The 25,604-nt window shown below is 71.5% G+C and carries 17 protein-coding genes, 1 tRNA gene and 1 pseudogene; 6 read left to right on the top strand and 13 right to left on the bottom strand.

The window, feature by feature from the left end; all coding sequences use genetic code 11:
- Nucleotides 1-35: 35 nt before the first annotated feature.
- The 4 genes from SOM13_RS01110 to SOM13_RS01095 form a co-directional block, all read right to left on the bottom strand.
- The gene (locus SOM13_RS01110; RefSeq protein ID WP_414655505.1) at nucleotides 36-914 is read right to left on the bottom strand and encodes a glycosyltransferase family 2 protein; all 879 of its coding nucleotides are present in this window, start codon (nucleotides 912-914) and stop codon (nucleotides 36-38) included.
- Complete coding sequence (locus SOM13_RS01105; RefSeq protein ID WP_320478665.1) at nucleotides 911-1,717, bottom strand: CDP-alcohol phosphatidyltransferase family protein; 807 nt, start codon at nucleotides 1,715-1,717, stop codon at nucleotides 911-913. The genes SOM13_RS01110 and SOM13_RS01105 overlap by 4 nt, the downstream gene beginning before the upstream one ends.
- Before the next feature lie 8 nt (nucleotides 1,718-1,725).
- Nucleotides 1,726-2,769, bottom strand: coding sequence for a glycosyltransferase family 2 protein (locus SOM13_RS01100; RefSeq protein WP_320478664.1), 1,044 nt, complete (start codon nucleotides 2,767-2,769; stop codon nucleotides 1,726-1,728).
- A 147-nt stretch (nucleotides 2,770-2,916) separates the two neighbouring features.
- Nucleotides 2,917-4,686, bottom strand: coding sequence for a trypsin-like peptidase domain-containing protein (locus SOM13_RS01095; RefSeq protein WP_320478663.1), 1,770 nt, complete (start codon nucleotides 4,684-4,686; stop codon nucleotides 2,917-2,919).
- Between the two features lie 160 nt (nucleotides 4,687-4,846).
- Between SOM13_RS01095 and SOM13_RS01090 the strand changes: the two genes are divergently transcribed.
- Nucleotides 4,847-6,046, top strand: a complete 1,200-nt coding sequence (locus SOM13_RS01090; RefSeq protein WP_320478662.1) for an aminotransferase class I/II-fold pyridoxal phosphate-dependent enzyme — start codon at nucleotides 4,847-4,849, stop codon at nucleotides 6,044-6,046.
- Here the strand turns inward: SOM13_RS01090 and SOM13_RS01085 are convergent.
- From SOM13_RS01085 to SOM13_RS01070, 4 genes are all read right to left on the bottom strand, one after another.
- Entirely contained in the window at nucleotides 5,966-7,162 is a 1,197-nt protein-coding gene (locus SOM13_RS01085) for a glycerate kinase (protein ID WP_320478661.1), read from the bottom strand. The two genes, SOM13_RS01090 and SOM13_RS01085, sit on opposite strands and share 81 nt — an antisense overlap.
- Nucleotides 7,163-7,272: 110 nt before the next feature.
- Nucleotides 7,273-7,346: transfer RNA gene (locus tag SOM13_RS01080), tRNA-Met, on the bottom strand.
- Nucleotides 7,347-7,472: 126 nt separating this feature from the next.
- Nucleotides 7,473-10,436, bottom strand: coding sequence for a UPF0182 family protein (locus SOM13_RS01075; protein ID WP_243214496.1), 2,964 nt, complete (start codon nucleotides 10,434-10,436; stop codon nucleotides 7,473-7,475).
- A gap of 104 nt (nucleotides 10,437-10,540) precedes the next feature.
- Nucleotides 10,541-11,650, bottom strand: coding sequence for a YlbL family protein (locus SOM13_RS01070; protein WP_320478660.1), 1,110 nt, complete (start codon nucleotides 11,648-11,650; stop codon nucleotides 10,541-10,543).
- Between the two features lie 97 nt (nucleotides 11,651-11,747).
- Here SOM13_RS01070 and SOM13_RS01065 point away from each other — a divergent pair, with 97 nt between their 5' ends.
- The gene (locus tag SOM13_RS01065) at nucleotides 11,748-13,124 is read left to right on the top strand and encodes a zinc-dependent metalloprotease (protein WP_192059798.1); all 1,377 of its coding nucleotides are present in this window, start codon (nucleotides 11,748-11,750) and stop codon (nucleotides 13,122-13,124) included.
- Nucleotides 13,125-13,193: 69 nt separating this feature from the next.
- Nucleotides 13,194-14,042: pseudogene (locus SOM13_RS01060) on the top strand (TOMM precursor leader peptide-binding protein); the annotation flags it as partial.
- Here SOM13_RS01060 and SOM13_RS01055 read toward each other — a convergent pair.
- Entirely contained in the window at nucleotides 13,972-15,684 is a 1,713-nt protein-coding gene (locus tag SOM13_RS01055; protein WP_243214490.1) for an ATP-dependent helicase, read from the bottom strand. The pseudogene SOM13_RS01060 and the gene SOM13_RS01055 sit on opposite strands and share 71 nt — an antisense overlap.
- A complete protein-coding gene (gene nudC / locus SOM13_RS01050; RefSeq protein ID WP_197981792.1) occupies nucleotides 15,681-16,613 on the bottom strand; it encodes an NAD(+) diphosphatase in 933 nt (310 codons plus the stop codon). The genes SOM13_RS01055 and nudC overlap by 4 nt, the downstream gene beginning before the upstream one ends.
- Before the next feature lie 74 nt (nucleotides 16,614-16,687).
- Between nudC and SOM13_RS01045 the strand changes: the two genes are divergently transcribed.
- The gene (locus SOM13_RS01045) at nucleotides 16,688-17,683 is read left to right on the top strand and encodes a phosphotransferase (protein ID WP_192059794.1); all 996 of its coding nucleotides are present in this window, start codon (nucleotides 16,688-16,690) and stop codon (nucleotides 17,681-17,683) included.
- Here the strand turns inward: SOM13_RS01045 and SOM13_RS01040 are convergent.
- Both SOM13_RS01040 and SOM13_RS01035 read right to left on the bottom strand, forming a co-directional pair.
- Entirely contained in the window at nucleotides 17,674-21,015 is a 3,342-nt protein-coding gene (locus SOM13_RS01040) for an ATP-dependent DNA helicase (RefSeq protein WP_192059791.1), read from the bottom strand. The two genes, SOM13_RS01045 and SOM13_RS01040, sit on opposite strands and share 10 nt — an antisense overlap.
- On the bottom strand, nucleotides 21,012-24,161 hold the full coding sequence (locus tag SOM13_RS01035; protein WP_320478659.1) for an ATP-dependent DNA helicase: 3,150 nt from the start codon (nucleotides 24,159-24,161) through the stop codon (nucleotides 21,012-21,014). The genes SOM13_RS01040 and SOM13_RS01035 overlap by 4 nt, the downstream gene beginning before the upstream one ends.
- Nucleotides 24,162-24,260: 99 nt before the next feature.
- Here SOM13_RS01035 and SOM13_RS01030 point away from each other — a divergent pair, with 99 nt between their 5' ends.
- Together SOM13_RS01030 and SOM13_RS01025 are read left to right on the top strand one after the other, a co-directional pair.
- Nucleotides 24,261-24,485 carry a DUF3107 domain-containing protein gene (locus tag SOM13_RS01030; RefSeq protein ID WP_192059787.1) on the top strand — a complete coding sequence of 75 codons (225 nt, stop codon included), beginning with the start codon at nucleotides 24,261-24,263 and terminating at the stop codon, nucleotides 24,483-24,485.
- A gap of 2 nt (nucleotides 24,486-24,487) precedes the next feature.
- Nucleotides 24,488-24,775, top strand: coding sequence for a hypothetical protein (locus SOM13_RS01025; protein ID WP_320478658.1), 288 nt, complete (start codon nucleotides 24,488-24,490; stop codon nucleotides 24,773-24,775).
- A gap of 69 nt (nucleotides 24,776-24,844) precedes the next feature.
- Here SOM13_RS01025 and SOM13_RS01020 read toward each other — a convergent pair whose 3' ends face one another.
- Nucleotides 24,845-25,531 (bottom strand): ferritin-like fold-containing protein, encoded by a 687-nt coding sequence (locus SOM13_RS01020; RefSeq protein ID WP_320478657.1) that lies wholly within the window; start codon nucleotides 25,529-25,531, stop codon nucleotides 24,845-24,847.
- Nucleotides 25,532-25,604 lie beyond the last annotated feature (73 nt).

The following is a 25,604-nucleotide window of genomic DNA, read 5'->3' as shown; positions in this document are numbered from 1 at the left end:
GGGCGACGGCGGAACGCCTCCGCCGTCGTTCCAGGCTAGATGACCGGCGGTCGACCAGCCCTCGTCATCCGCCCGACCGTTACCCAACCGATGGACCGACGGCCGCCGGGGCGGCTGCGCCACCCCTCGGCCCAGCCGGCGAACCACGGCCTCAGCTTCGACGGCGTCCGTCCCCAGCGCAGCAGCTGGACGGCCGTCCACGACGCCACGTAGACGGGGACGAGGGGCCACGGCAGGTTGCGCTTGGCGAGCCAGACCCGGTTGCGGGCGTTCAGACGGTAGTACTCGCCATGACGGGTCGGGTCGATGGCGGGGTGATTGGCCACGAGACCACCCTCGTAGTGCGCTCGGCGCCCCTGGGCCCAGACCCTCCAGGCGAGCTCGATGCCCTCGTGCGCGTAGAAGTAGGGCTCTCCCCATCCGTCGCAGGCGTCGAAGACATCGCGGGGCAGGAGCGTCGCGCCCTCCCAGACCGAGAACACGTCGCCCGAGGTGCGGGGATCGCCCTTCCGCAGTCGGGGGATCCACCGGCGGGGGTTGGCCGCCCCCTGGGCGTCCATCACCCGGGGCTGCAGCAGACCGATGCCCCGATCGCTCTCGAGGATCGCGACCGCGTCGACCAGGAAGCGGGTCGACGGCAACGACGCGTCGTCGTCGAGGAAGAACACGTACTCGCCGGTCACGAGGTCGGCGCCGCGGTTCCGACCCGCGGGGATGCCCACGTTGTCGCCCAGCTCGAGGGTGCGCACGCCCGACGGGACGTCGCCGGGGCCGCTCCCGTTGCCGACGCAGACGATGTCGAGCTCGACGCCCTCCTGAGCGAGCAGACTCGCCAGACCCGCCTCGAGCTCGGCCGGGCGCCTCCCCTGCGTGAGGCTGACGACCCCGACGCGCGGCAGCCCGGACCCGGTCAGGAGCGCACCCGCTTCGACGCCATGATCGCGACGAAGTGCCCGACGAGGGCGAGCAGAGCCAGCGGCACGAGCACCGAGAGGAGCACACGGTCGGCGATCGGCTGGCCGACGACCAATCCGACGAGTGACACCGCGAAGGCGAGGATGGTCAGCTCGACGGAGTGGTACAGACGATGGAACGGCAGGAAGCGGGCGGCGCCGCGCAGGCGCGAGAGGAGGCGGCTGCTGGGCGCGCTCACCCCACCCCGTTTGTCTTCGAGTCGGGTCAGGCCGGCGTGGGCCCGTGCGACGTGCACCATGTCGTTCAGCGCCTTGTTCAGCACGATGACGAGGGCCAGAGCGAAGCCGAGCGTGGTCCACAGGTAGTCGCCGGGAGCGTCGAAGGGGTACCCGGCCGCGCGGATGCCGAGGGCGACGGGGATGAGGGCCTCGGTGGAGTAATGACCCACCTTGTCCAGGAACACACCCGCGGGCGAGCTGGTCCGCCGCCAGCGGGCGACCTCGCCGTCGCTGCAGTCGACCAGCATCTGCAGCTGCCCGAGCACGAGCGCCAGAGCGGCGCCCCCGACCCCGGGGACGAGGAGGGCGGCGGCGGTGGCCCACCCGGTGAGGATCATGAGCCCGGTGACGCCGTTGGCCGTGACGCTCGTCTTGAGCAGCATCCAGGTGAGGTACGGCGACAGGTCGCGGAGGTAGAGCGACGCCGTCCAGTGCTCGGCGTTCGCCCTGCTGCGGACCTCGGGCGGCTGGGCGACCCGACGCAGTTCGGCGATCGACGAGGGTCTCGTGGGCGGGGCGGTCATCGGATCGCCTATCTTCCGGTGTGTGCGGTGATGTTCTTCGTCAGGCTCGAGAAACCGAAGACGAATCCGAAGCCCCAGCCGAAGTGGATGGAAGGCAAGACTACGAGAAACCACAACCTGGTCCGCACGCTCTCGCCTCGCGCCGCCAGCAGGGCGGCGGCGACGACGAACAGCAGGTAGACGCCGGGTGCCGCGAGGCCGAGGGATGCCCAGGCGAGAGGACTGCCCACGACCGCGGCCGCGAGACCTATGAGACCGAGCAGCAGACCGAGCAGCACGCTGATCACCATCACCGGCGGCACCAGATAGCGGACGGTGTTGGCCTTGGGGAACCGGCGCGCCAGTTCGCCGCGCCAGAGACCGGTGGCGACGAACTGGCGGACGAGCTTCCGGATGCTCGGACGCGGTCGGTAGGTGACCACGAGGTCGGGGGTGAACCAGACGGTGCCGCCGGTCGCGCGCAACCTGCGGTTGAGCTCCCAGTCCTGACCGCGCTTGATGCCCTCGTCGAAGAGCCCCACCTCGATCAGGCGCGAGCGGAGGAACACCCCGAGGTACGCGGTCTCGGTCGGCCCCTCGACTCCGCCGACGTGATGAGGCGTGCCTCCGAGCCCGACGCGGCTGCCGTACGCCCGCGCCACCGCCTTCTCGAAGGGGGTGCGCCCCTCGGCCTTCATGATCCCGCCCACGTTGTCGGCGCCGCTGCGCTGCAGGGCCGCGACGGCGAGACGGGTGTAGTCGGTCGGCAGCACCGAATGCGCGTCGACGCGGACGGTCACGGGATGGACGGAGGCACGGATCGCCACGTTCAGACCGGCCGGCGTCGAGCCGACCGGGTTGGCCAGACTGCGGATGCGCGGGTCGGCCGCCGACATCTCGGCCACGACGTCGTTCGTCCGGTCGACGCTCGGCCCGAGGGCCAGGAGGATCTCGAAGGGTCCCTGGTAGTCCTGCGCGACGAGACTCTCGACGGCGGAGCGGATGTCGCGCTCCTCGTTCAGCACGGGCATGACGTACGAGACACCCGGCAGAGGAGTCTCGAGCGGTGTCATGTCGGTCGGGCCTCGGGTTCTCGCGGCGCACGGGGCGCGGTGGGTCGTGTCGGATGCCCCGACGATCGACAGCGAGCCTATCAACAGCGATGGGCGGGCCGCGGCGACATGCGCCACGACCCGCCCTGAGGAGGAGACCCCCTGCCTCTAGGTGGTGAGAGTGTCGAGGGACACCTTCGCGGTGCCCTTCTGCCCGTCTCGGACGTAGGTCAGCTCGGCGTCGCTGCCCCCTGCCAGGAATCTCACCTGCGCGGTCAGATCGGTGCGGTCGCTGATCGGGACGCCGTTGAACTCGGTCACGACGTCGCCTTGACGGAGCCCGGCCGACTGGGCCGCGCCTCCTTGGCTGATCTGGACGATGAGGGCCCCGACCTGCGTGGCGGCCGAGTCGCTCGTCGCGTCGTCGACGCTGGCGCCGAGCAGACCGTGCGAGGCGGAACCGGAGTCGCGGATCTCACCCGCCACGCGCTTCACCAGATTCGACGGGATCGAGAATCCGACGCCGATGCTGCCGGAGGACTCGCCCGAGCTGGCGATGGCGACGTTCAGCCCGATCAGCTCGCCGTCGGAGTCGAGGAGCGCACCGCCCGAGTTGCCGGGGTTGATCGAGGCGTCCGTCTGGATGACCGGCAGCGAGATGACGCTGCTGGCCGGGGCCTGCTGCGCACCGTCGCCGTTGTTGAACGAGAACGGGCCCTGGCCGTTGTTGTCGTTCGAGTCGCCCTGGTCGGACCCGTCGGAGGGAGCCGCGGACGACTGCACCGTGATGCTGCGGTTGAGCGTCGAGACGATGCCGTCGGTGACCGTGTTCGAGAGCCCGAGGGGCGCACCGATCGCGACGGCGGTGTCGCCGACGTTGAGCTTCGAGGAGTCCGCGAACTCGATGGGGGTCAGACCGGTCGCGTCGACCTTGAGGACGGCGAGGTCGACGACGGGATCGAGCCCGACGACCTCGGCGGGCAGGATGCTGCCGTCGCTCATCGTCACGCTGACGGAGCCGGACGCGCTCGCCCCGTCGAGGGTGACGACGTGCGTGTTGGTCACGATGTACCCGTCGTCGGAGAGGATGACCCCCGAACCCGTTCCGCCGGAGGAGCCCGACGCGACGTTGATCGTCACGACGGACTTCGTGGCCTTCGCCGCGACGGCCGTCACCACGGTGGCGTCGTCGTAGTCGTTGACGGTCAGATCCCGAGAGGGTCCGGCCGCGGTCGACGTGCCCGCGCCTCCATCGGCCACGGATCCGCCGATCACCCCGCCCAGGGCACCGCCCGCGACGAGTCCGACGGCCAGCGTCGCCGCCAGCACGCCGACCCCGCGGTTCCGCTTCGTCTTCTGCGCGGGTGCCGGCGCCTGCCAGGTGCTCGTGTCGTAGGGGTTCTGCGCGGCGTACGCACCGTGGTGCCCGTACTGCTGCGTGGGGGTGCCGTCGGCACCGGCCTGCGCGTAGCCGCCCTGCGCGTAGCCGGCCTGACCGGCGTAGCCGTGCTGATTCCCGTCGTTCTGCTGGGCCCCGTAGGCCTGCTGGGCCCCGTAGGCCTGGGGTGATCCGTGACCCTGCTGGCCCGGAGTGGGCTGCTGGGCACCGTAGGGCGATTGACCACCGTAGGGCGACTGACCGCCGTAGGACTGCTCAGGGTAGCCGGGCGCCGAGTAGCTGCCGGGCGCGGCGTAGCTGCCCGGTGCCGAGTAGCTGCCGGGCGCCGAGTAGCTGCCGGGCGCCGAGTAGCCGCCAGGTGCCGGGTCTCCGTCGGGGGCTGCACCGCCGTCGGGGAGCCGAGGGGCCCCGTACGTCACCTCGTCACCGCCGGCGGTCGAGCCGTCGCGGCCCGTCGAGTCGTCTCGGGCCGCCTCGCCGTCGTGGGGTCCACGCGTCGTGTCGTCGGCGTCGTCTGCGCCCCGGGGGTTCTCGTTCATCAGCGGATGCTCCTTTCAAGCGTCATCAGCCTGGTCCGTCCACCTGTGCAGAGCATTCGGCGAACCTGTGCGCGGGCTGCACGCCCGATAAGCGACGCCTGGATCCGACTCCCGGTCGCCGCCCCGTCATGCAGCACGCCGAGGGCTACGGTGAGGGACCATGACCTCACCGACACCGTGGCAGCGGACGGCCCGCGGCGCCATGCTCCTCGACGATGCGGGCCGACTGTCGCCCACGATCTTCGCCGAGATGTCCGCACTGGCCGCGTCCACCGGCGCCGTCAACCTCGGACAGGGCTTCCCCGACGAGGACCCTCCGGAGGCGGTGCTCACCGCCGCGAGGGACGCCCTGGCGGGTGGACTGAACCAGTACCCGCCGGGCCGCGGCATGCCGACCCTGCTCGAGGCAGTGGCCGAGCACCAGTCGCGCTTCTACGGAATCGACCTCGACCCGGAGCGCGAGATCCTCGTGACCGCCGGCGCGACCGAGGCGCTGGCCGCGACGGTGCTCGCCCTCGTCGACGCGGGCGACGAGGTCGTCACCCTCGAGCCGTTCTACGACGCCTACGGCGCGGTGATCGGACTCGCCGGCGGCAGGCACCGCACGGTCCCGCTGCGGGGTCCCGACTTCCGGGTCGACCCCCTCGAACTGCGGGCGGCGTTCTCGCCGCGGACCCGCCTCGTGATCGTCAACGACCCCCACAACCCCACCGGCACCCTGCTCGACGACGAGACGCGTCGGGCCGTGGTCGCCCTCGCCCACGAGTTCGACGCGATCATCGTGACCGACGAGGTGTACGAGCACCTCGTCTTCGACGATGTCCCTCACGTGCCCATCTCGACCCTCCCCGGTGCGGCCGAACGCACGCTCACGATCTCGAGCGGCGGCAAGACCTTCAACGCGACGGGATGGAAGATCGGCTGGTTGTCCGGGCCCGCCGAGCTCGTCTCCCAGGTGATGAGCGTCAAGCAGTTCCTGACCTTCGTCAACGGCTCCGTCTTCCAGCCCGCGATCGCCGCCGGGCTGCGACTCCCCCGCGACCACTTCGACCGGCTCGCCGCCGATCTGCAGCACAAGCGCGACCTCCTCGCCGGCGGACTCTCGACGGCGGGCTTCGAGGTCTCCCCCTCGCAGGGCTCGTACTTCGTCGTCGCCGACGCCGCCCCGCTGGGCTTCGACGACGCGGCGTCGTTCTGCCGGGCGCTGCCCGGCATCGCGGGCGTGGTCGGCGTGCCGGTCAGCGCCTTCTGCCACCCCGCCCTGGCGGACGAGTACTCGTCACTCGTCCGCTTCGCGTTCTGCAAGCGAGTCGAGGTCATCGACGAGGCCACCCGCCGCCTCGCCGCGCTCCGCCTCTGACGACAGCTCGCCCCGCACCCCTCGGGTGATCATGTGCACCGCCAGGGCGGCACCGGCCCGCTCGGCCCAGAGCTCGGGATGGGCGATGGACTCCTCCGCGCCTCCTGCGAGCTCGGACAGGGCGATGGAGACCGACTGATCGGCGACGCCGTCGGCGATCGAGCCCGCCACGACGAGCACCGGGACGTCGGCCCGCCCCGCGATCGATGCGACGACCGAGACCACCTTGCCCTCGGCGGTCTGCTCGTCGAGGCGCCCCTCGCCCGTGACGACGACATCGGCGCGGGTCATGAGCGACGGGAGGTCCACGAGGTCAGCCACGACCTCGGCTCCCGGGACGAGCGCGGCCCCCCAGACCAGCAGACCGAAGCCCGTCCCGCCCGCCGCCCCGGCCCCCGGGGTCTCGGGATCGACGTCGACGAGCTGGGCGAAGCGACGCAGACCCTCGTCGAGTGCGAGCACGTCGTCGCTCGTGGCGCCCTTCTGCGGCCCGTACACGGCGGCGGCGCCCCGTGGCCCGACGAGCGGGTTGCGGACGTCCGCGAGCACCGTGACCCCTCGGGGCGGCAGCGCTCGGAGCCCGCTCAGGTCGATGCGGACCGCGGCCGTGAGCCCGTGGGCGCCGTCGGGCACGGCGTCTCCGACGGAGTCGAGGAGGCGCGCCCCCAGTTCGACGAGCAGCCCCGCGCCGCCGTCGGTGGAAGCGCTGCCCCCGAGACCGATGACCACTCTCGTGGCCCCCGCGTCCAGTGCCGAGACGATGACCCGCCCGAGCCCGCGCGTATGCGCGTCGTAGGGACGAGGCGCCTCCAGGAGGACGAGCCCGCTGGCCGCCGCCAGCTCGACGACCGCCGTGCCGTCGGGCAGCAGGAGCCAGGGCGCCCGCACGATCCGGTCGTCAGGGCCGGGCACGTCGGTCTCACGGCGGACGGACCCGGGGACGGCCGCCTCGAAGGCATCGAGGGTCCCCTCTCCGCCATCGGCCAGAGGCGCCTTGATGAGAACGTCGTCCGGGCTGACGCGGAGCCAGCCCCGCGCCACGGCGGAGGCGATGGCGGCTGCGCCGGCCGACCCCTTGAACGAATCGGGAGCGACGACGACTCGGAGGTTCGGCATGAGGTCAGAATGACATGCGCAGGGACGAGTGCGGAACCTCGAGAGACGAGACGCGCATGGCGGGAAACGAGAAAAGCCCTGGTCGATGACCAGGGCTTTTCTTTCTTCTGTTGCGGGGGCAGGATTTGAACCTACGACCTCTGGGTTATGAGCCCAGCGAGCTACCGAACTGCTCCACCCCGCGGCACAAGAAGAAACACTAGCACGCGTTTCGCAGTCCGTCCAGTCGCGACCGGTCCAGGCCTCCGGGAGACGACGAGACCCCCTCCGGCAGCGCCGAAGGGGGTCTCGTCGATCGATGGTGCGAGTGCTATTCGCCGCTCGCTGCGACCGCGTCCTCGAGGGCGGTCTGCAGACGGGCGTCCGCCTCCGCCGCCGCGACGAGGTCGTTGTCGGCGTACGCCGCGGCCCGGTCGTCGAGAGCGGACTGCGCGTCGGCCAGAGCCTGGTCGAGCGCCGGGTTGTCCGTTCCCGAGCCGGCGTCGGGAGCCGTGGTCGGAGCCGGGGTCTCGGTGTCGCCGCCCGTGTCACCACCATCGGTCGCGCCGTCGTCGGTCGCACCGTCGTCGGCCGCCGGGTCGGTCGTCGGCACGCCGTTGTCACCGGCTGTCGCACCGGAGTTCCCGCCGAACAGCTCGTCCAAGGCGCCGTCGAGGGTGTCCTCGAAGGCGATCTGGTCACCGAACGAGACCAGGATCCGCTGCAGCACGGGGTACGAGGTCTCCGACGTCGACTTCACGTAGATCGGCTGAACGTACAGGAGACCGCCGCCCACGGGGAGCGTGAGCAGGTTGCCTCGGACGACGCTCGTGTCACCGCGGGTGAGCAGAGCCAGCTGGTTCGCCACGGCGGTGTCCGTGTTGAAGTTGTTCTGGACCTGCCCCGGGCCGGGGAGGGTGTCCGTTCGCGGGAGGGTCAGCAGGGTCAGATCGCCGTAGCTGTCGGCGACCTCCCCCGGTGTCGACCCCGCGTCGGCGTTCGCCGCGAGATACCCCGTCAGGACGTTCCGAGCGTTCTCTCCCGACTGCTGCGGGATGTACGTCGAGTAGATGGAGAAGGCCGGATCTTGATCGGGCAACTGCAGCGTCAGGTAGTACGGCGGCTGCAGGGGCGGCGTCGTCGCGGTGCTCGTCGGCTCGTTCGGCGTGACCCACGCGTCGTCGCTCGAGTAGAACGAGTCGGAGTCGGTGACGTGATACGTGCCGAGGATGGCGCGCTGCACCTTGAACATGTCCTGCGGGTAGCGGACGTGCTGCATGAGGTCGACGGACATGTCGGCCAGCGGCGTCAGCGTCGAGGGGAAGATCTTCTGCCAGGTCTGGAGCATCGGATCTTCGGTGTCCCAGGCGTAGAGGTTCACCGATCCGTCGTAGGCGTCGACCGTGGCCTTCACCGAGTTGCGGATGTAGTTGATCTCGTTCGAGGCGTACGTCGGGCGCTCGGTGTAGGTGTCGGCGATCGCGTCGCTGAGCGCCTGAGGCTTCGAGTACGGGTAGTCGCGCGTCGTCGTGTAGCCGTCGACGATCCACACGACCTTGCCGTCGACCACGGCCGGGTAGGGCGCGCTGTCGATGGTCAGGTACGGGGCGACCTTCTGGACGCGCTCCGACGGGTCGCGGTCGTACAGGATCTGCGACTCGTCGTTCACGGCGTCCGACAGGAAGATCTGCTCGGACTGGAACTTGATCGCGTAGATCAGCTTCTTGAAGGGGTTGTCGAGCTTCGGCCCGCCGTCACCGTCGAAGGTGGTCGTCTGGTTCGTCCCGTTGTCGTTGCTGCCCGACGGGTAGTCGAGCTCGATGTCGTTGTCCCCGTTGCCGCCGACGATGGAGTACGCAGGCGACTGCTGACCGAAGTAGATCCGCGGCTCGTACTCGTCGGCGTCGCCGAGCGCACCCGTCACGGGGATGCCCGACTCGAGGAACACGGGCTGACCGTCGGCGGAGCGCTGGTTGCCGTAGGCGGCGACCACGCCGTAACCGTGCGTGTAGACGAAGGTCGTGTTGTAGGGCGTCGCCGATGCGCCGAGCTGATCGGTGTTCAGCTCGCGGACCGCGATGACGGTGTCTTGCGTGTTGCCGTCGATCGTGTACCGGTCGACCGACAGCTGCTCGGGGAAGCTGTAGTACTGGCGGTACTGCTGGAGCTGCGCGAAAGCGTCGGTGACGAGAGCGGGGTCGATGATGCGGATGTTGGCGGTCGTCACCGCATCGCCGGCGAGTGCACCGGCCTCGGCGTCGGACTGGGCGTCGTAGGTCTCTTCTTCGACATCGGCCACCCCGTAGGCCTCACGGGTCGCGTCGATGTTGTTCTCGATGAACGGCGCCTCGACCGTGCGCTCGCTCGGCTCGACCTGGAAGCGCTGGACGATCCAGGGGTAGATGCCGCCCACGATGATGCTCGCGATGATCAATGCCGCGGTGCCGATGACCGGCAGACGCCAGCGGCCGATGATGGCCGTCACGATGAAGAGCACGGCCACGATCGCCGCGGCGAGCGCGAGGATCTGCTTGCCGGGGATGCCGGCGGCGTCATCGGCGTAGGTGACACCGGTGAGGAGCTTGTTGGCGCCCTGCGTGAGGGTCGCGTACTGGTCGAGCCAGAGGCTCACGCCCTGGAGCAGCAGGTAGACGGCTGCGGTGATGGCGAGCTGGATGCGCGCGACCTTCGAGATGCGGACCTCGCGCCCCGTGAAGCGCAGCGCGCCGTAGAGGTAGCTCGTCGCGACGGCGGCGAGACCGGAGATCAGGACGACCGCCGACGCGAACCCGGCGGCGCCCTGGTAGAAGGGCAGCGAGAAGACGTAGAAGCCGACGTCGAGACCGAACTTCGGGTCCGTCGTGCCGAAGGGCGTGCGGTTGAGCCACTGGAGCGCGACCTGCCAGCTGGTCGACGACGCGATGCCGGCGAACAGCCCGAGGACGATCGGCACGCCGATCACGACGACACGACGCAGCGGCTCGATGACCTGCTGGTAGCGGTCGAGCTGGGAGTTGAGCTTGGCGTACACCGGCCGGAAGCGGAACGCGATCTCGATGCTCACGTACACCGGGATGGCCATGGCCAGGAACCCGATGAAGAACATCACCGCCGAGGCGATCCACTGGGTGGTCAGCACGTTCGCGAACCCGAGCTGGTCGAACCACATGTAGTCGGTCAGCAGGGACGAGAAGATGAAGAACGCGATGACCAGAGCGGCGAGGATCGCCACCGTGACCAGGACGGGCAATCGGGGCGAACGGCGTGCGGATCGCGACGATGCTGGTGACGTCAAGTGTGTGCTCCTGGCTCAGGGGTACGTGGAGGGGCCATCCTACGGGCCGCACCTGACCATTCAACCCTCGACCGCCGACCTATGACCCGGCTGGGTGGCCGCCCTCAGTCGGCCGTGCAGGTCGGAAGCGACGCCGTGTCGCCGTCGTCCGCCACGGTCTCGAGCACCGTCACGGCGTCGTCGAGCGTCGTCACCGAGTACACGTCGAGCCCGTCGGGCACGTTGCCCACGACCTCGTCGCAGTTGTCGGCCGGTGCGAGGAACACGCTCGCCCCGGCGTCCCGGGCGCCGTAGAGCTTCTGACGGATCCCGCCGATCGGGCCCACCTGGCCCGAGGCGGTGATCGTGCCCGTCCCCGCGACCTGCTCGCCGCCGTTCAGCTCGCCGGGGGTCGTCTTGTCGATGATGCCGAGCGCGAACATCATGCCGGCGCTCGGACCGCCCACCTGGTCGAGCTTCAGCGACACGTCGAAGGGGAAGTCGTAGTCGACGCTGACGCCGACCCCGAGCAGGGCCGTGCGCTGCACCTCCTGAGGGGTCACCTCCGTCGTGATCGACGTGCCGGCTCTCTCGACGACGACCGTGGCGGCCTCGTCCACACCGTTCTCGGCCACGAGCCGCCGGAGCGTGTCGACGTCGCCGTCGGCCTCGAGGCTGGTGCCGTTGACGCTGATGACGACGTCGCCCTCTTCCAGCACGCCCTCGGCCGGGCCGCCGGCGGAGACCTGGCTGATCGTGACCCTGCTGGGCACCGTGTAGCCGTCGTGGATCATGGCCGCGGCGATGGCGGACTTCTGCGAGTTCTGCATGTCGACCGTGTTCTGCTCGTCGACCTGCTCGTTCGTCACCCCCGAGGGGTAGATCGCCTCGACCGGGACGACGGCCCGGCTCGGGTCGAACCAGGCGGACACGACCTCGACCCAGCTGGGCCGGACCGACTCGTTGCCCTGGACGCTCACGGTGAGGAGGTCGAGCGTGCCGGCGGTGGGGTAGGTCTCGGCGCCCGTCACGGTGATCAGCGGCTGGTCGGCGCCTTCGTACTCGGCGCTGCCGAGGGTGTCGAACACCGGGCCCGGCTGCTCGATGAGATAGGGCGACGGCAGGAACGTGAGCACCAGACCGGAGACGAGAGCCACCCCCAGCAGCGACCAGCCGACCCGGCCGGGACGGCGCCGGGACAGGGAGGCGCGGGTCGGGGGTGAGAAGAAGGCCACGACGGTCCTTTCGATGTTCGCCACGGGCGGAGCGGGGAGCCCGGGGCGGGCGCCGAATTCGAGGTTGTTCCGATGGCCAGCAGTTAGCGTAGTTCGTATGACCGATGATTCGCAGCGCGGGCCGGAGGACGAGTTCCGCGAGATGCTGCGCCAGTTCCTGTCCGGTGATTCCGAGATCGACCCGGCCCAGCTCGCCGGTGTGGCGGGCCTGCCCGACGACCCGGCGTTCATGGCCCGGCTGATGAGCCAGCTGCAGAACGCCGTCGACAGCAGCGGTGACGGGATCGACTGGAAGGTCGCCACCGAGCAGGCCGTCGCCGCCGGCAGTCGATCGGCCGTCGAGACGCCCGCCGCCGACCGGGCCGCTCTCGAGCAGGCGTTCCACGTCGCCGCCCTGTGGCTCGACGACGTCACGTTCGTCTCCGAGCTGACGGTGGCGCCGCGACTGGTGACCCGGGCCGAGTGGTCGCGTCTCACCATGCCGGTGTGGAGTCAGCTCGCCGAGCCGGTCGCATCGTCCATCGCCGACTCGCTGACGGGCGTGCTGAGAGATCAGGCCCCGGAGGAGATGCAGTCGCTGCTGGCCGGTGCCAGCCAGGTGATGCGCAGCGTCGGCGGCACGCTCTTCGCCATGCAGCTCGGTCAGGTGGTGGGTCAGCTCTCGCTCGAGGTCGTCTCGGGCGGCGACGTCGGCATCCCGCTGCTCGACGACCAGCAGGCCGCGATCCTGCCGCAGAACGTCGCCGCGTTCGGCGAGGGCCTCGACATCGAGACCGACCAGATCCAGATCTACCTCGCCGTCCGCGAGCTGGCGCACGCCCGCCTGTTCCGCCACGCCCGGTGGCTGCGCCTCCACCTCATCTCGTCGATCCGCGAATTCGCCCAGGGCATCAGCATCGACACCGAGCGCCTCGAGGCGCTGGCCGTCGACTTCGACCCGTCCAGCCCTGACGAGCTCCGGGACGCGATGGCCAGCGGCGCTCTGATCCCGCCGAAGTCCGACGAGCAGCTCGCCGCGCTCGCCCGCCTCGAGACGATGCTCGCCTTGATCGAGGGCTGGGTCGACGTCGTCACGGCCGAGGCCACGGCACGACTGCCGAGATCGGGCGCCATCGCCGAGACGGTCCGTCGTCGTCGCGCGGCCGGTGGCCCCGCCGAGTCCGCGTTCTCGACCCTCGTTGGTCTCGAGCTGCGCCCGAGGCGACTGCGCGAGGCCGCGGCCATGTGGTCGGCGATCACCGAGGCCGTGGGTGCCGAACGCCGCGACTCGCTGTGGTCGCACCCCGACATCGTGCCCTCCAGCGAGGACATCGACGACCCGCAGGGTCTGATCGCTCGACTGACCGACGCCGAGCCGGCTCTGGACGACGTCGACCGCGCGATCGCGGAGCTCCTCGACGACACGTCCGGCGATCGGCCGCACGAGGGGGGCGACGGCGCCGCCGGAGAACCCGGGTCCTCCCCCGAGCGCTGAATCGGACGAGGGGCCGGGGCGCCTGTGGACAACCGCGTCGACCACCGTGTCGGCGACCATGATCGTCGGATGTCCCGCCCTCTCCGCTTCCCCCCGCACACCGCCGTCGTCTGGCGGGACCCCTCGACTCTGCAGATCGGCGTGGAACGCGCGTACGTCGTCCTCCATGACGTGACGGCGTTCGACGAGACCTTCGTCTGGGCTGTGGCGCACGGACTGGGTGACGGCGGCGTCGACGCGATCCTGGCCCAGACCGGGGGCGACCGACTCGACGCCGCACGCCTCGTGGCACGGCTCGAGCCCGCCCTCGACCGCCGACCGACGCAGGCTCCGCCCGCCTTCGCCGTGCTCCTCGCCGGCAGCGGACCCTTGGCCGACGACATCGGGAGGCTGCTGCAGTCGGAGGGCCTGCCGGTGCACACCGCGGTCCACACCGTCGGTGCGGTGCGACTCGACCCTCGGAGCCCACCCGCCGTCGGCGTGCTGGTGGGCGGCCCGGCCCCCGACCCCGTGACGGCGTCGGACTGGATGCGGGGCGATCTTCCCCATCTCCTCGTCCGGACGGGCGACCGCTCCGTGCGCATCGGCCCTCTCGTCGTGCCGGGGCTGACCGCCTGCGCTCGATGCCTCCACCTCACGGCCGGCGACGCCGATTCGGCCTGGCCCGCGATAGCGGGTCAGCTCAGCACACGACCCGTGGCTCGACCCAGACCACTCGTCCTCCGGGAGGCGGCGGCCGCGGCCGCGCGACGACTCCTCGACTCGGAGCCGCTCGTGGTGGGCGGCCGCCGGGCCGATGCCGGCTCCGCCGGCGCCGTCCTGCGCATCGACCTCGAGACGGGTCGGATCACGACGATGTCGACTCGGCCGCATTCCGACTGCGGATGCGCAGTTCTTCCAGGAACCTGCTCGGCTGACGCGCGCCTCCTCGGCCCTGCCCGGTCTGACTCCACGACAGACGGAGGCGTTCGCGGGCGCGGGTGACCCCGACGTAGAGCAGGCGGCGCTCCTCGTCGACGGCCTCGGGGTTCTGGGCGTAGCTGATCGGCACGAGCCCCTCGCTGAGACCGACGAGGTAGACGCTCCGCCACTCGAGGCCCTTCGCGGAGTGCAGGGTCGCGAGGGTGACCGAGGGCATGGTCGGCTCGTGCTGGCCCGCCTGCCGCGCCAGGAGCTCGTCGACGAATGCGCGGAGGGTCGTGTCGGCGGGCGAGGCCTCGGCCAGGCCCATCAGGGCGTTCAAGGACTCCCACCGATCGCGGATGGCGCCGCGCTGCTCGGGGGCCTCCTGGGTCCAACCGAGCGACCGGAGGACGTCGCTGACGGTCTTGAAGAGCGGCTCGCCCACGATGCTGACGGCGGCGCCCTTCAGCATCATCAGCGCCTCCTTGACCTCGCGGAGCTCGAAGAACCTCGTCGCGCCGTGGATCCGGGTCGAGACGCCGACGTCGGCGAGTGCCCGCTCGATCGCCGCGGCCTGGACGTTGACCCGGTACAGCACCGCGATCTCCTCCGGAGCGACACCCGATCGGATCTCGTCGGCGATCGTCTGCGCGACGCCGCGGGCCTCGGCGGAGTCGCTCGGGTACTCGACGACCGGGGGGACGGGCCCGGTGGTCTCGACGGCGGGATGCAGGTGCAGCGCACCGGGTCGCCCTCGCATCAGCTGGTTGGCGGTGTCGACGATCTGACGCGACGAGCGGTAGTTCTGCTCGAGGCGGACCACGGTGGCGTCGTCGTAGCGCGAGCCGAAGCCGAGCAGGTAGTCGGCCGACGCGCCCGCGAACGAGTAGATCGTCTGACTGGCGTCGCCCACCACGCACAGGTCGTTGCGGTCGCCGAGCCAGAGCTCGAGGAGCTCCTGCTGCAGCGGCGAGACGTCCTGGTACTCGTCGACCACGAAGAACCGGTACTGCTCTCGGACCTGCTGCGCGACGCGCGCCTCGAGCTGGAGCATGCCGACCGTGGCGAGCAGGACGTCCTCGAAGTCGAGCTGCCGCCGTTCGTCTTTGATGTCCTCGTAGGCCGCGTGCAGGTCGAGTGCGCGTTCGGGGCTCACGTTCTGCGGCAGCGACCGCTGGGGCAGCGCCTGAGCGTACGACTCGAGCGTGAGACGGGAGACCTTGCGCCATTCGATCTCGCCCGCCATGTCGCGGAGCGACGCCGTGTCGAGCTTCAGCCCCAGCCGCTCGGCCGCGTGCGCGATCAGCTTGCCCTTGCCGTCGATCAGGCGCGGCATCTGACCGCCCATCGTCTGCGGCCAGAAGTACGACAGCTGCGACAGCGCCGACGCGTGGAAGGTGCGCGCCGACACTCCCCCGGCGCCCAGCGCCCGGAGACGACCGCGGAGCTCGGCGGCGGCCCGCGAGGTGAAGGTCAGCGCCATGACGCGGTTCGGCGCGTAGACCCCGGTCGCGACGCCGTAGGCGATCCGGTGCGTGATCGCACGGGTCTTGCCCGTTCCGGCGCCCGCGAGCAGGCAGACCGGACCGAGCAGCCGACGGGCCGCCTCCCGCTGCTGCTCGTCGAGCCCGGCGATGAGTTCGGCGGCCTCGGTCACTGGTCGATCTCGCCGCCGAACCAGTCCTCGATGATGGCGCGGGCGATCGATGTGCGGCCGGGCAGGATGACCTCGCCGAGACTCGCGGCGAGCTCGGCGCGACTGAACCAGCGCAGCTCGAGGATCTCCGCGCCGTCGGGTTCGAGGACGCCGGGGTCGTCGACGTCGACCCGGGCGCGGAACCCCAGCATCAGACTGGCCGGGAACGGCCAGGGCTGCGATCCGAGGTACACGGGGTCGACGACCTTCACGCCGGACTCCTCGAAGATCTCGCGCTGCACGGCCTGCTCGAGCGACTCGCCGGGCTCGACGAAGCCCGCGAGCAGCGAGTAGCGGTTGTTCTCCCAGAGGGCGTTCGACCCGAGCAGGAGGCGGTCGTCGGCGTCCGTGACGGCCACGATGATCGCGGGGTCCGTCCGGGGGAACACCTCGTGGCCGTTCTCGGGGTCGCGACGGACCCACCCGGCCTTGTCGCTCACGAGCTCGCGACCGCTGCGCGGCGAGAAGCGGTGCGAGTCGTGCCAGTTGGCCACGGCGACCGCCTCGACCGCCAGACCCGCGTCGCGGGCGCTCAGCGCGCTGCCGAAGGCCCGGAGGCTGCCCCATGACGCCTCGTCGGACTCCAGCGCACGCGCCTGGTCGTCGCTGAGCAGCGCCGCCACGAGCGGGGTGCCGACGGGTTCGGCCGCGTCGGCCGCCTGCGACAGCCCGAGGTAGACGTAGTCGTCGGCCATGGGGACGTCACTGGCCGGGAGCAGAGCGAGGCGGTCTTCGGAGGCCATGAGCGTGCGCCCGCGCCAGAGGGGCAGGACCCGGGTGTCTTCCGAGGCCAGGAGGTCGGACACGGCGCCGGCGCGATCACGCGTCAGGTAGTCGCGATCGACCTGGTGCCGGGCGAGCGGGAGGCGGTCCGTCAGAGGCGAGGACATCGAACGACCAATCATCACGGTTTGACAGCGTGGCGAACGACGGGGCACCACACCGGGCGGCCTACCCTGAGGGCATGGCCAGATCTCATCTCACTCTAGCCGCGTTGGCCACGGCGGCAGTCGCCGACCTGGACGTCTCCGCGGCCGCCCCGTACGGCTCCCCGACCGGCGGCGACTACGACTCGGCGCTGCTGAACGGGCGCCTGGGCGAGCACTGGATCATCCGCGTGCCCCGCTCGCAGCGGGCCGAGGCCCGCCAGTCGGCCGACCTCGTCGCCCTGCGCGCCCTGAGCGCCGGCGTCCGCGGTCGCCTGCCCTTCGGCGTCCCCCAGTACCGCGGTCAGGCGCCCCTCGGTCGCACCCGGGGCATCGTCTACGACTTCATCGCCGGCGAGCACGTCCCCGCCTCCCGGGTCACCCCCGATTCGGGTCTGCCCGCGGTCGTCGGCCGGGGCATCGCGGCCATCCACTCCCTGCCGACCAGCTTCGTCACGGACGCGGGTCTGACCAGCCACACGCCGTTCGAGGCGATGCGGTCGACGGCGTCGCTGGTCGACCGGGCGGCCTCGACGCGCCTCCTGCCGGCCGCCCTGCTCGAACGGTGGGAGGCGGCGATCCAGGATCACCTGCTCTGGCAGTTCCAGCCCACGGTCGTCAACGGCGCACTCGACGCCGGGTCGATCCTGGTCTCGGGCGGCGACGTCACCGGCGTCCTCGGCTGGCACGAGCTGCACGTCGGCGACCCCGCACGCGATCTCGCCTGGTTGCTCGGCACGCCGTCGTCGGTGGACGAGGCGTTCGACGCCTACAACGCCGAGCGCGGCTCGAGCGACCACCAGCTGCGCCACCGGGCGACCCTCTATCACGAGCTCGAACTCGCGAAGTGGCTGCTGCACGGCACGAGCACGAAGAGCACCGAGGTGGTCGACGACGCCGTCGAGCTGATGGGCGGCCTGGTCGACTCGCTGCAACTCGACCGGAGCGGCGCGATCGGCGCCGGTCAGACGGCAGCCCTCGACATCGACGGCGTCGAGAAGCTGCTGTCGACCACGGAACGGCGTCACGGCTGAGGGCTGACTCCTCTCTCGACGCGACCCCAGAGGTCGAGCAGCTCGGCCCGGTCGGCGATGTGCTCCGGCCGGAGGACCCGGTCGTCGGCCACGAAGTAGAACGCCGCGTCGATCTGCTCGGTGGGGATGCCCCGGTACGCGGCGTAGGCCTCGCGGTAGAGGGCCAGCTGCAGCTGCTTGAGCTCGAGGTCGTCGGCGTCGACCGGTGAACGCCCGGTCTTCCAGTCGACGACCTCGAAGCGGTCGCCGCGCGCGAAGACGGCGTCGATCTTGCAGATGACCGTGCGGCCGGCGAGCGGCAGGTGCACCTCGAGCTCGACGTCGACGGGCTCGAGGGCCGCCCAGTCGGAGCGCTCGAAGGTCGCCTGCAGTTCGGCCAGCCGACGCGCGTCGTCCGGGTCGACCACACCCCGCGTCCCGCCGACCTGCTCGTCGTCCAGGTCGGTCTCGACGGCGAATGCGTCGAGCACCTCGACCCGCCCCGTGGGCCGGTACCGGGACTCGACCCACTCGTGGAACAGGGTGCCGAGACGCGTGGCCCGGTAGGGGCGCTCGGGCAGGGGCCGCCGCAGCGCTGCTGCCACCGAGGCCGGGTCGTCGACGTAGTCCTTGAAGCGGGACGCCGGGATCCGCTGCGGCAGATCGAGCAGACCCGCCCCCGCTCGTGCGGCGTCGCGCTCGAGCAGGAGGAGGTCGATGTCGGCGGCCCAGAGGAGGGGCGCGCGGTCCGCATCGGTCTGCTGCTCGCCCGCCCGCCGATCTGTCGGTTCGACCGTCTCGACCGTCTCGACCGTCTCGGCATGAGCCCGTCGTGCCGCGATGAGCCGACCGACCCGACCGGCGGCCTCTTCGACCGCTGCGCGGCGCGCCCCCAGGGGATCCCCCGGCCAGGGCAGCTCGCGGGTGGCCTCGGCCAATGGATTCTCGTCGTCCTCCGGCGCCTCGGGAACACTCTCGGAATCGACGAGACCCGCGGCCGCGAGGTCGGTCAGGTACCGACTCGGCTTCCGGGGTTTGACGGTCGACGACCAGAACGAGCCGCTCAGGAGGAGCTCGTCTTTGGCCCGGGTGAACGCGACGTAGGCCAGTCGGCGCTCTTCGCCCTCGTGACGCGCGACGAGTTCGGTCTTGAACTCGCTCAGCCGGCGGTCGAAGTCCTTCTGGTCGTCGACCCCGCGCCACCCGAGCTCGGGGAGTTCGGCCGCGTCGCCGCGGAACTCGTACGGCAGCTCTCCGAAGCCGAGCCAGCCCACGCCCGCACGCGACGTGCCGGGGAACTCGCCCTCGACGAGGCGCGGCACTCCGACGACGTCCCATTCGAGGCCCTTGGAACCGTGCACGGTCAGAAGCTGCACGGTGCCGCGTTCGCCCGCCTCCGTTCGCGGGCCCATGTCGTCGCGGCGCTCTGCCGCCGTCAGCCAGGCGAGGAAGCCACCGAGCGAGGCGCCGTCGTCGGTGGCGACGTAGCCCGAGAGCTCGTCGTCGAACGCCTGCAGCCAGGCACCGCCCGACCCTGCACCCGTGGCCGCGGCCACCTCGACGTCGAGGAGCATCTCCTGCTGCACGACCGTGACGAGGTCGACGAGATCGAGACCCGTCCGACCGCGGAGGAACGCCAGCTGGGCGCCGAGACGGCGCAGCCTGTCGAGACCCGCGGGGCTGAACGCCTCGAGCTGCCGGTGCGCGAGAGGCGCGGTCGCGACGAAGTCGAGGGCGTCGACGATGGAGCCGTGCTCACCGACCGCGACCGACGCACGGAACCCGGCGGTGACCTCGTCGGAGAGCGCCTGCTGGGCGTGGTCGTGCGAGAAGAGCCACGACGACACCCCCCGGAGCGCGGCGATGTCGTGGACGCCCACCCGCCATCGGGCACCCGCCATCAGGCGGATGAGCTCGGACCCCGCCGCAGGGTCGTGCAGAACCCGCAGGCACGCCACGAGGTCGACGACTTCGGGCCGCTGCAGCAGACCGCCGACTCCCAGCACGTGGTACGGCACGCCCCGGGCGGCCAGCGCCTCGACGAAGACCGGCATCGTCTTCTTCGACCGGAACAGCAATGCGGCGGTGCGTCGTGCCGGTCGCCCGTCGACCACGGTCGGGATCGCGAGCCGGCCGGCGAACCACTCGGCGACCCGGGCGGCCTCCTCGGGCAGGGTCTGCTCGTAGGCGACCTCGACCGCACCGCGCGGGGCCGACGGACGGGGCCGCAGCGTCCCCACGAGGTCGTCGCCGGAGGTCGCCAGGTCGGCCACCACCCGGTTGGCCGCGTCGAGGACGGTCGAGGCGTTCCGCCAGCTCGTCGACAGGCTGTAGCGGGTGCCCTCGGCCGCGTCGAAGTCGACGGGGAACCGCCCGAGGTTCGCGGCGCTCGCCCCCCGGAACCCGTAGATCGACTGATGCGGGTCGCCGACCGCCATCACCCCCGTGCCCCGGAAGAGCCTCGAGAGCAGGCGCGTCTGCACGACGCTGGTGTCTTGATACTCGTCGAGCAGCACGACCCGGAACCGGTCGCGCAGCTCCGAGACGACATCGGGTGCCGTCTCGCAGACCTCGAGAGCGAGGGCCACCTGGTCGGAGTACTCGACGAATCCCCGTCGGGCCTTCTCGTCGGCGAAGGCGTCGGCGAGCTCGAGCAGGGGCGGGAGCGCCGACACGGCCCCGACGGCATCGGTGACGGACTTGTAGGCGCTGCCCTTCGTCGAGGGCAGACCGGCGAGGTCGAGGAACCGCTCGGCGAGGGCGGCGACCGGCTCCGCCGACGTGACGTTCTCGCTGAGCGCGTGACTGAGTCGCAGCACGGCCTCCGTGAGGGAGTCGACGCTGCGACCGAGACCCGCCAGCCGGTCGTCTCTGCTCGCGACGACGAGTGATCTGGCGAGCTGCCAGGCCGAGGCGTCGCCGAGCACCTGCGACTCGCTCTCCCGGCCGACGCGGAGGGCGTTGTCGCGGAAGATCCCGTTCGCGAAGGCGTTGTAGGTCGAGACCGTGGGCAGGTCGAACGGATCGAGAGCATCGCCGAGAAGCCCGGCCGCGTCGAGCTGCGAGATCCGCCGCTCGATCCGCTCGCCCAGCTCGCCGGCGGCCTTCCGGGTGAAGGTGAGCCCGAGCACCTCGGACACGCGGACGTGCCCGTTCGCCAGCAGCCAGACGACCCGGTTGGCCATGGTCTCGGTCTTGCCGCTGCCGGCTCCCGCGACGACCAGCGCGGGCGTCAGCGGCGCCTCGATGACGGCCTGCTGCTCGGGCGTCGGCGGGGGCAGTTCGAGCATGTGCGCCAGTTCGAGTGCGGACATCGGCGCCGCAGCCGAGGAGGCGCTGGTCGTCAGGCTCATCCGCTGACCTCTCCGACGATGTGGATGGTGCACGAGCCGCCGTGGCGCCCGGTGCAGTGGTCGTCGAGTCGCGCCAGGAAGACCGGCCCCACCATCTGCTCTGCGGCCGTACGCACCCGATCGCGGAACAGCTGGAGGGTCTCGTCGTCGAAGGGGGCCTGCGACGGCTCGCGATAGAGCTTGCCGCGGACGCCGGACGACACGATGACGAGCTTCGCACCGCCGGGCGGTGTGCCGTCCGGGACCGCCTCGATCGCCCCGTCGGCCAGTGCCACCTGGTAACTGCCCAGCTGCGGGTGCTCGGCCACCGCGGCAGCCGAGGTGGGGGCCGATCGACCGGTCTTGAGGTCGACGATGACCGCGGCCCCGTCGCGGGTCCGCTCGACGCGGTCGATCGCACCCCGGAGTCTCGCCGCCCCGATGTCGAGCTCGAAGGTCGACTCCGCGCCGATCAGCTCGGCGCCGCTCGCCTCGAAGTCGCGGAGGTACGACGCGAGACTCTCGGTCATCGTGCGCGCACGTCTCTTCTCGGCCTCGTCGATCCATGGCGCCTCGAACTGCAGCTCGCTCCAGCGGGCCTCGACCGCCGCCCAGAGCGATTCGACGTCGCTGTCGACGGCGTGCTCCATGACGTCGTGCAGCACCGTGCCGAGACCCATGGCGGAGTTCGGGGCCGACCCTCCGAAGCGGTCGACGAACCAATGCAGAGGGCACTCCTCGAAGGCGCCGAGCTGCGACGGCGATACGGGGACGCGTACCTCGGGGTCGTCGAGATCGGCGAGCGGGGCCGTGGTGGTCGCGGCCGCCAGTCCGTACCACTGGGCCGGGTCGGCACCGGCCACCTCCGCCTCCGCCAGTCGGGCGAGACCGACGGCGGCGGCCTCGGCCCGGGCGCCCCTGGGCGAGTCGACGAGGGCGTGCCGCAGATGCCCGACGAGCCCCCGGAGCGACAGCGGATGCCCGGCGGGTGCCGTGGGGGTGCCGTCGGGCAGCAGCCGATGGAAGACCGATGGCCCCTCGTCGTCGTTCTCGGTGCTCGAGAGCACGACCTGACGGGTCGCCCGGGACACGGTGAGCGCGAACATGCGGAGTTCGTCGGAGAGGACCGCCGCCCGATCGTCGACGGCCGACGTCGGCGCCGACTCGCCGCGCGACGCGTCGACGAGATCGTCGGGCCCGAGCAGTGCCCCGCGGAGTCGGAGGTTGGGCCACACCCCGTCTTGCAGGCGGGCGGCCACGACGACGTCGACCTCGAGACCGACGGCGCCCGACGGAGAGCAGACCAGCACGGACTCGACGGAGGTCTGGGGCGACAGGGTGTCGTCAGGGACCTCCGCGTCGAGCAGCGAGTCGAGGAATCCGATCGCGTCGGCCTCCGGGGTCCGCTCGACGAACCGCTTGGCCGCTGTGAAGAGCGCCACGACGCCGTCGAGATGGCGGTCGGCCTCGGCGGACACGATGCCGCGCCCCGCGGACTGCGCCGACCACTGGGCCGCGAGGCCGCTGCGCTCCCACAGGCCCCAGAACACCTCCTCGATGCTGGCGCCGCCTGCCGCGGCCCGCCGCGCCGCGTCGAGGCTGGCGGCGAAGCGACCGGCGCGCGCGGCGAAGCGAGAGTCGATCGTCACGAAGCGCCCCGGCCCGTCGAGAGCCTCGACGAGCAGCGCATCGGCGGAGCGCGTGCCGCCGGCGGACAGCTCGTCGGCACGGAGCGCCAATCGGAGGCGGCGCACCGCGAGCGCGTCGAGCCCGGCCAACGGCCCGGTCAGGAGGTCGGTGGCGATCTCCGGGGTGAGCCGGTCTCGACCCACGGCGACGGACGCGGCCGCGATGAGGTGGCGGGCGGCGTGCTCGTCGCGGACGGCGCGACCGGCGATGGAGGTGCGGGTCGGCACCTCGGCTGCCTGCAGGCCCCGGGCGACGGAGGCGACCTGGCCACCGCTCCGCACGATCACCATCATCCGCGACCAGGGCACGCCCCTCACCAGGTGGTGCTCGCGCAGCAGACGCGCGACCGACGAGATCTCGTGGGCTGGGCTGTCGGCCCGCACGGTCACGATCGGCGGGACGTCACCGGCGGGGTCGCCGACGCCGGCGGCTCTCTCGGAACCCGCCACTGCGGCGTGCTGGCGCCCCGCACCCGCCGTGCCGATGCGCCCGGTCACCCGGGACACGAGGTCGCGAAGCACGGGGTCGTGCCGGTGGGCCGTCGACAGGAAGATGGTCTCGACGACCTCGACGCCGAGCCGTGGGCCGAGCCGACCCAGGATGTCGGGGCTGCCGCCACGGAAGGCGTTCGTCGACAGGTCGGGGTCGCCGAACGCGATGACGGCGACGCCCCGTCGGACGAGTGCCCGGAGGAGCGAGACGGTCGACTCGGTCGCCTCGTGGGCGTCTTCGACGAGCACCAGCTCGAGCCCCTCGACCACGGGCGCGGTCTCGCCGCGGTCGAGGGCGGCCACCGCGTAGGCGACGAGCTCGGCGGAGTCGAGATGCCGACCGGAGAGACCGTCGACCACCCGGTGGTACTCGTCGAGCAGGTCCGCCACCGACGCCCACTCGGGCCGAGGGCGGCGAGACGCCAGGGTACGGAGGTCGTCGGGCGACAGGCCCTGCTCGGTGGCGCGCATGAACATCTCGCGGAGCTCGGTGCGGAAGCCGCGCAGCCGCCGGACCTGCGGGCCGAGGTGCTCGGGCCACCGCGGGCCGGTGCCGTCGGCCTCGTGCCCTTCGAGCAGCTCGCGGACGATGGAGTCCTGATCGCCGCCGGTGAGCAGGGTGGGCGGCTCGGCGCCGGCGAGGAGCGCCGAGTGGCCGACCACGTCGAATGCCAGCGACGAGATCGTCCGTGCCATCGGCCCCGGTGTCGGGACGCCGAGTCGGGCGGCGATGACGTCGCGGAGGCGCGTGGCCGTCGATCGCGCCGGTGTCAGCACCAGCACCGACCGGGGACCGTGCCCGCGGCCCTCGACCCGATCGACGAGCGTCTCGATCAGCGTGGTGGTCTTGCCCGTGCCGGGGGCCCCGATGACCGCGGCGGACACGCCGTCGGGCAGACCGACCACGCGGGCCTGGGACTCGTCGAGACGCAGCGGCGAGGAGGCGCGGCGCTGCTCGACGGGGAGGCGGAAGCCGGTGGTCACCATGTCGTCGACGCTACTGGCTGCCGCCGACACTCGGGTCGAGCGCTTGCGCCGACAGTGAACGCGCCGCCGACGGTCGACGCCGTCGGATATCGTGACGTCGTGGACATCAGAATCGGCATCACCAACAGCCCCCGTGAGATCAGCTTCGAGACGTCGCAGAGCGCGGCCGAGGTCGAGAAGGTCGTCGCCGACGCTCTCGACGGCGGCAAGTCGTACGTGACGCTCGCCGACGCGAAGGGCAAGACCTACCTCGTCCCGACGGCGTCGCTCGCCTACGTCGAGGTCGGCTCGGAGGAGAGCCGCCGGGTCGGCTTCGTCGGCTGACGATGGAGCTCCTCTTCGTCGTGCTCGGCGGGGTCATCGTCGGCCTCCTCGCGCACTTCGTCCTCCCCGGGCGCGACACGCGCGGCGTCGCACTGGCTCCGGCCATGGGCGCCGCCGTCGCGGCCGTCGTCTGGGAGGGCCTGACCTGGCTCGGCTGGCCCGCCGACGGCGGATGGATCTGGGTCGTGTCGCTCGTGGCCCCCGCCGTGGTCTCGGCGGTCGTCTGCCGGGTCACCACCCGCTCGCGGCGGGCGCACGACGACGCTCTCGTGGCGCGCCTCGTCGGCTGACCCCGCCGACGCACGGCGGCCCGAGGCTGTCAGCGGGTCGGGCCGTCAGCCGAACAGGCTGTCAGGCTGTCAGGCCGTCAGGCCCAGAGCGTCCATCCGGCGCGTGTGAGCTGCGATGAGCTCCGTGAAGACGGGTTCGAGACGCTCGTCGTCCGCCGATTCGTGCGACGCCGAGATCGCGGCCCGAGCCACGAGCAGGGTGTCGCCGACCAGACGACGACCCCAGAGCGCCAGGCGGGATGCCAGTCGCGGGTCGGTCTCGATCGACGCCGACAGGACGTCCGCCACGGTCTCCGCGTCGTCGCCGGCCTCGAGCACGGCGACGATACGATCCCGCTGATCGTTCGAGAGACCCGCCGCGAGACGGACGAAGACGTCGTCGAGCAGACCGGCGCAGACGTAGTGCGCCAGCATGGTCTCGAACCACGTCGACCCGGTCGTGCGACGGCGGAACTCGTCGATGGCCGCGACGTGGGGCTCCATCGAGCCGGCGGGGTCGCTGCCGATGCGCTCGATCTCGGCGACGAGACCGCGGTGTCGGTCGAGCGTCGCCCCGGCGACGCGGGCGGTGACGGCCTGAGCGCCGACCGACGGTGCCGAGCCGGCGGCACGGCCGAGGGCCTCGGAGAGCGCGAGCTGCAGGTAGGCGGCCTGCCCGAGGTAGACCTCGAGATCGGGGGTGAAAGCGCCGAGCTCGACCCGGTTGATGGGGAGCTGCTTCGCAGAGGGTCGGGGCCACTGCAGCGTGGGAACCACGCGCTTCGACCCTCGGCCCATCCATGACACCACGCCGACAGCTTACGGGGTCCGGAGGCCCGCTCGGAGCGAC

This window comes from Frigoribacterium sp. CFBP9030 (assembly GCF_034045195.1).
GTDB lineage: Bacteria > Actinomycetota > Actinomycetes > Actinomycetales > Microbacteriaceae > Frigoribacterium.
Note: the sequence above shows the minus strand (reverse complement) of the source record. Positions and strands in the feature narration are given on the sequence as shown.

Coding starts and splice junctions, on each gene's coding strand:
- SOM13_RS01105 (WP_320478665.1), bottom strand. CDS start 1,717: ATGACCGCCCCGCCCACGAGACCCTCGTCGATCGCCGAACTGCGTCGG.
- SOM13_RS01100 (WP_320478664.1), bottom strand. CDS start 2,769: ATGACACCGCTCGAGACTCCTCTGCCGGGTGTCTCGTACGTCATGCCC.
- SOM13_RS01095 (WP_320478663.1), bottom strand. CDS start 4,686: ATGAACGAGAACCCCCGGGGCGCAGACGACGCCGACGACACGACGCGT.
- SOM13_RS01090 (WP_320478662.1), top strand. CDS start 4,847: ATGACCTCACCGACACCGTGGCAGCGGACGGCCCGCGGCGCCATGCTC.
- SOM13_RS01085 (WP_320478661.1), bottom strand. CDS start 7,162: ATGCCGAACCTCCGAGTCGTCGTCGCTCCCGATTCGTTCAAGGGGTCG.
- SOM13_RS01065 (WP_192059798.1), top strand. CDS start 11,748: ATGACCGATGATTCGCAGCGCGGGCCGGAGGACGAGTTCCGCGAGATG.
- nudC (WP_197981792.1), bottom strand. CDS start 16,613: ATGTCCTCGCCTCTGACGGACCGCCTCCCGCTCGCCCGGCACCAGGTC.
- SOM13_RS01045 (WP_192059794.1), top strand. CDS start 16,688: ATGGCCAGATCTCATCTCACTCTAGCCGCGTTGGCCACGGCGGCAGTC.
- SOM13_RS01040 (WP_192059791.1), bottom strand. CDS start 21,015: ATGAGCCTGACGACCAGCGCCTCCTCGGCTGCGGCGCCGATGTCCGCA.
- SOM13_RS01035 (WP_320478659.1), bottom strand. CDS start 24,161: ATGGTGACCACCGGCTTCCGCCTCCCCGTCGAGCAGCGCCGCGCCTCC.
- SOM13_RS01025 (WP_320478658.1), top strand. CDS start 24,488: ATGGAGCTCCTCTTCGTCGTGCTCGGCGGGGTCATCGTCGGCCTCCTC.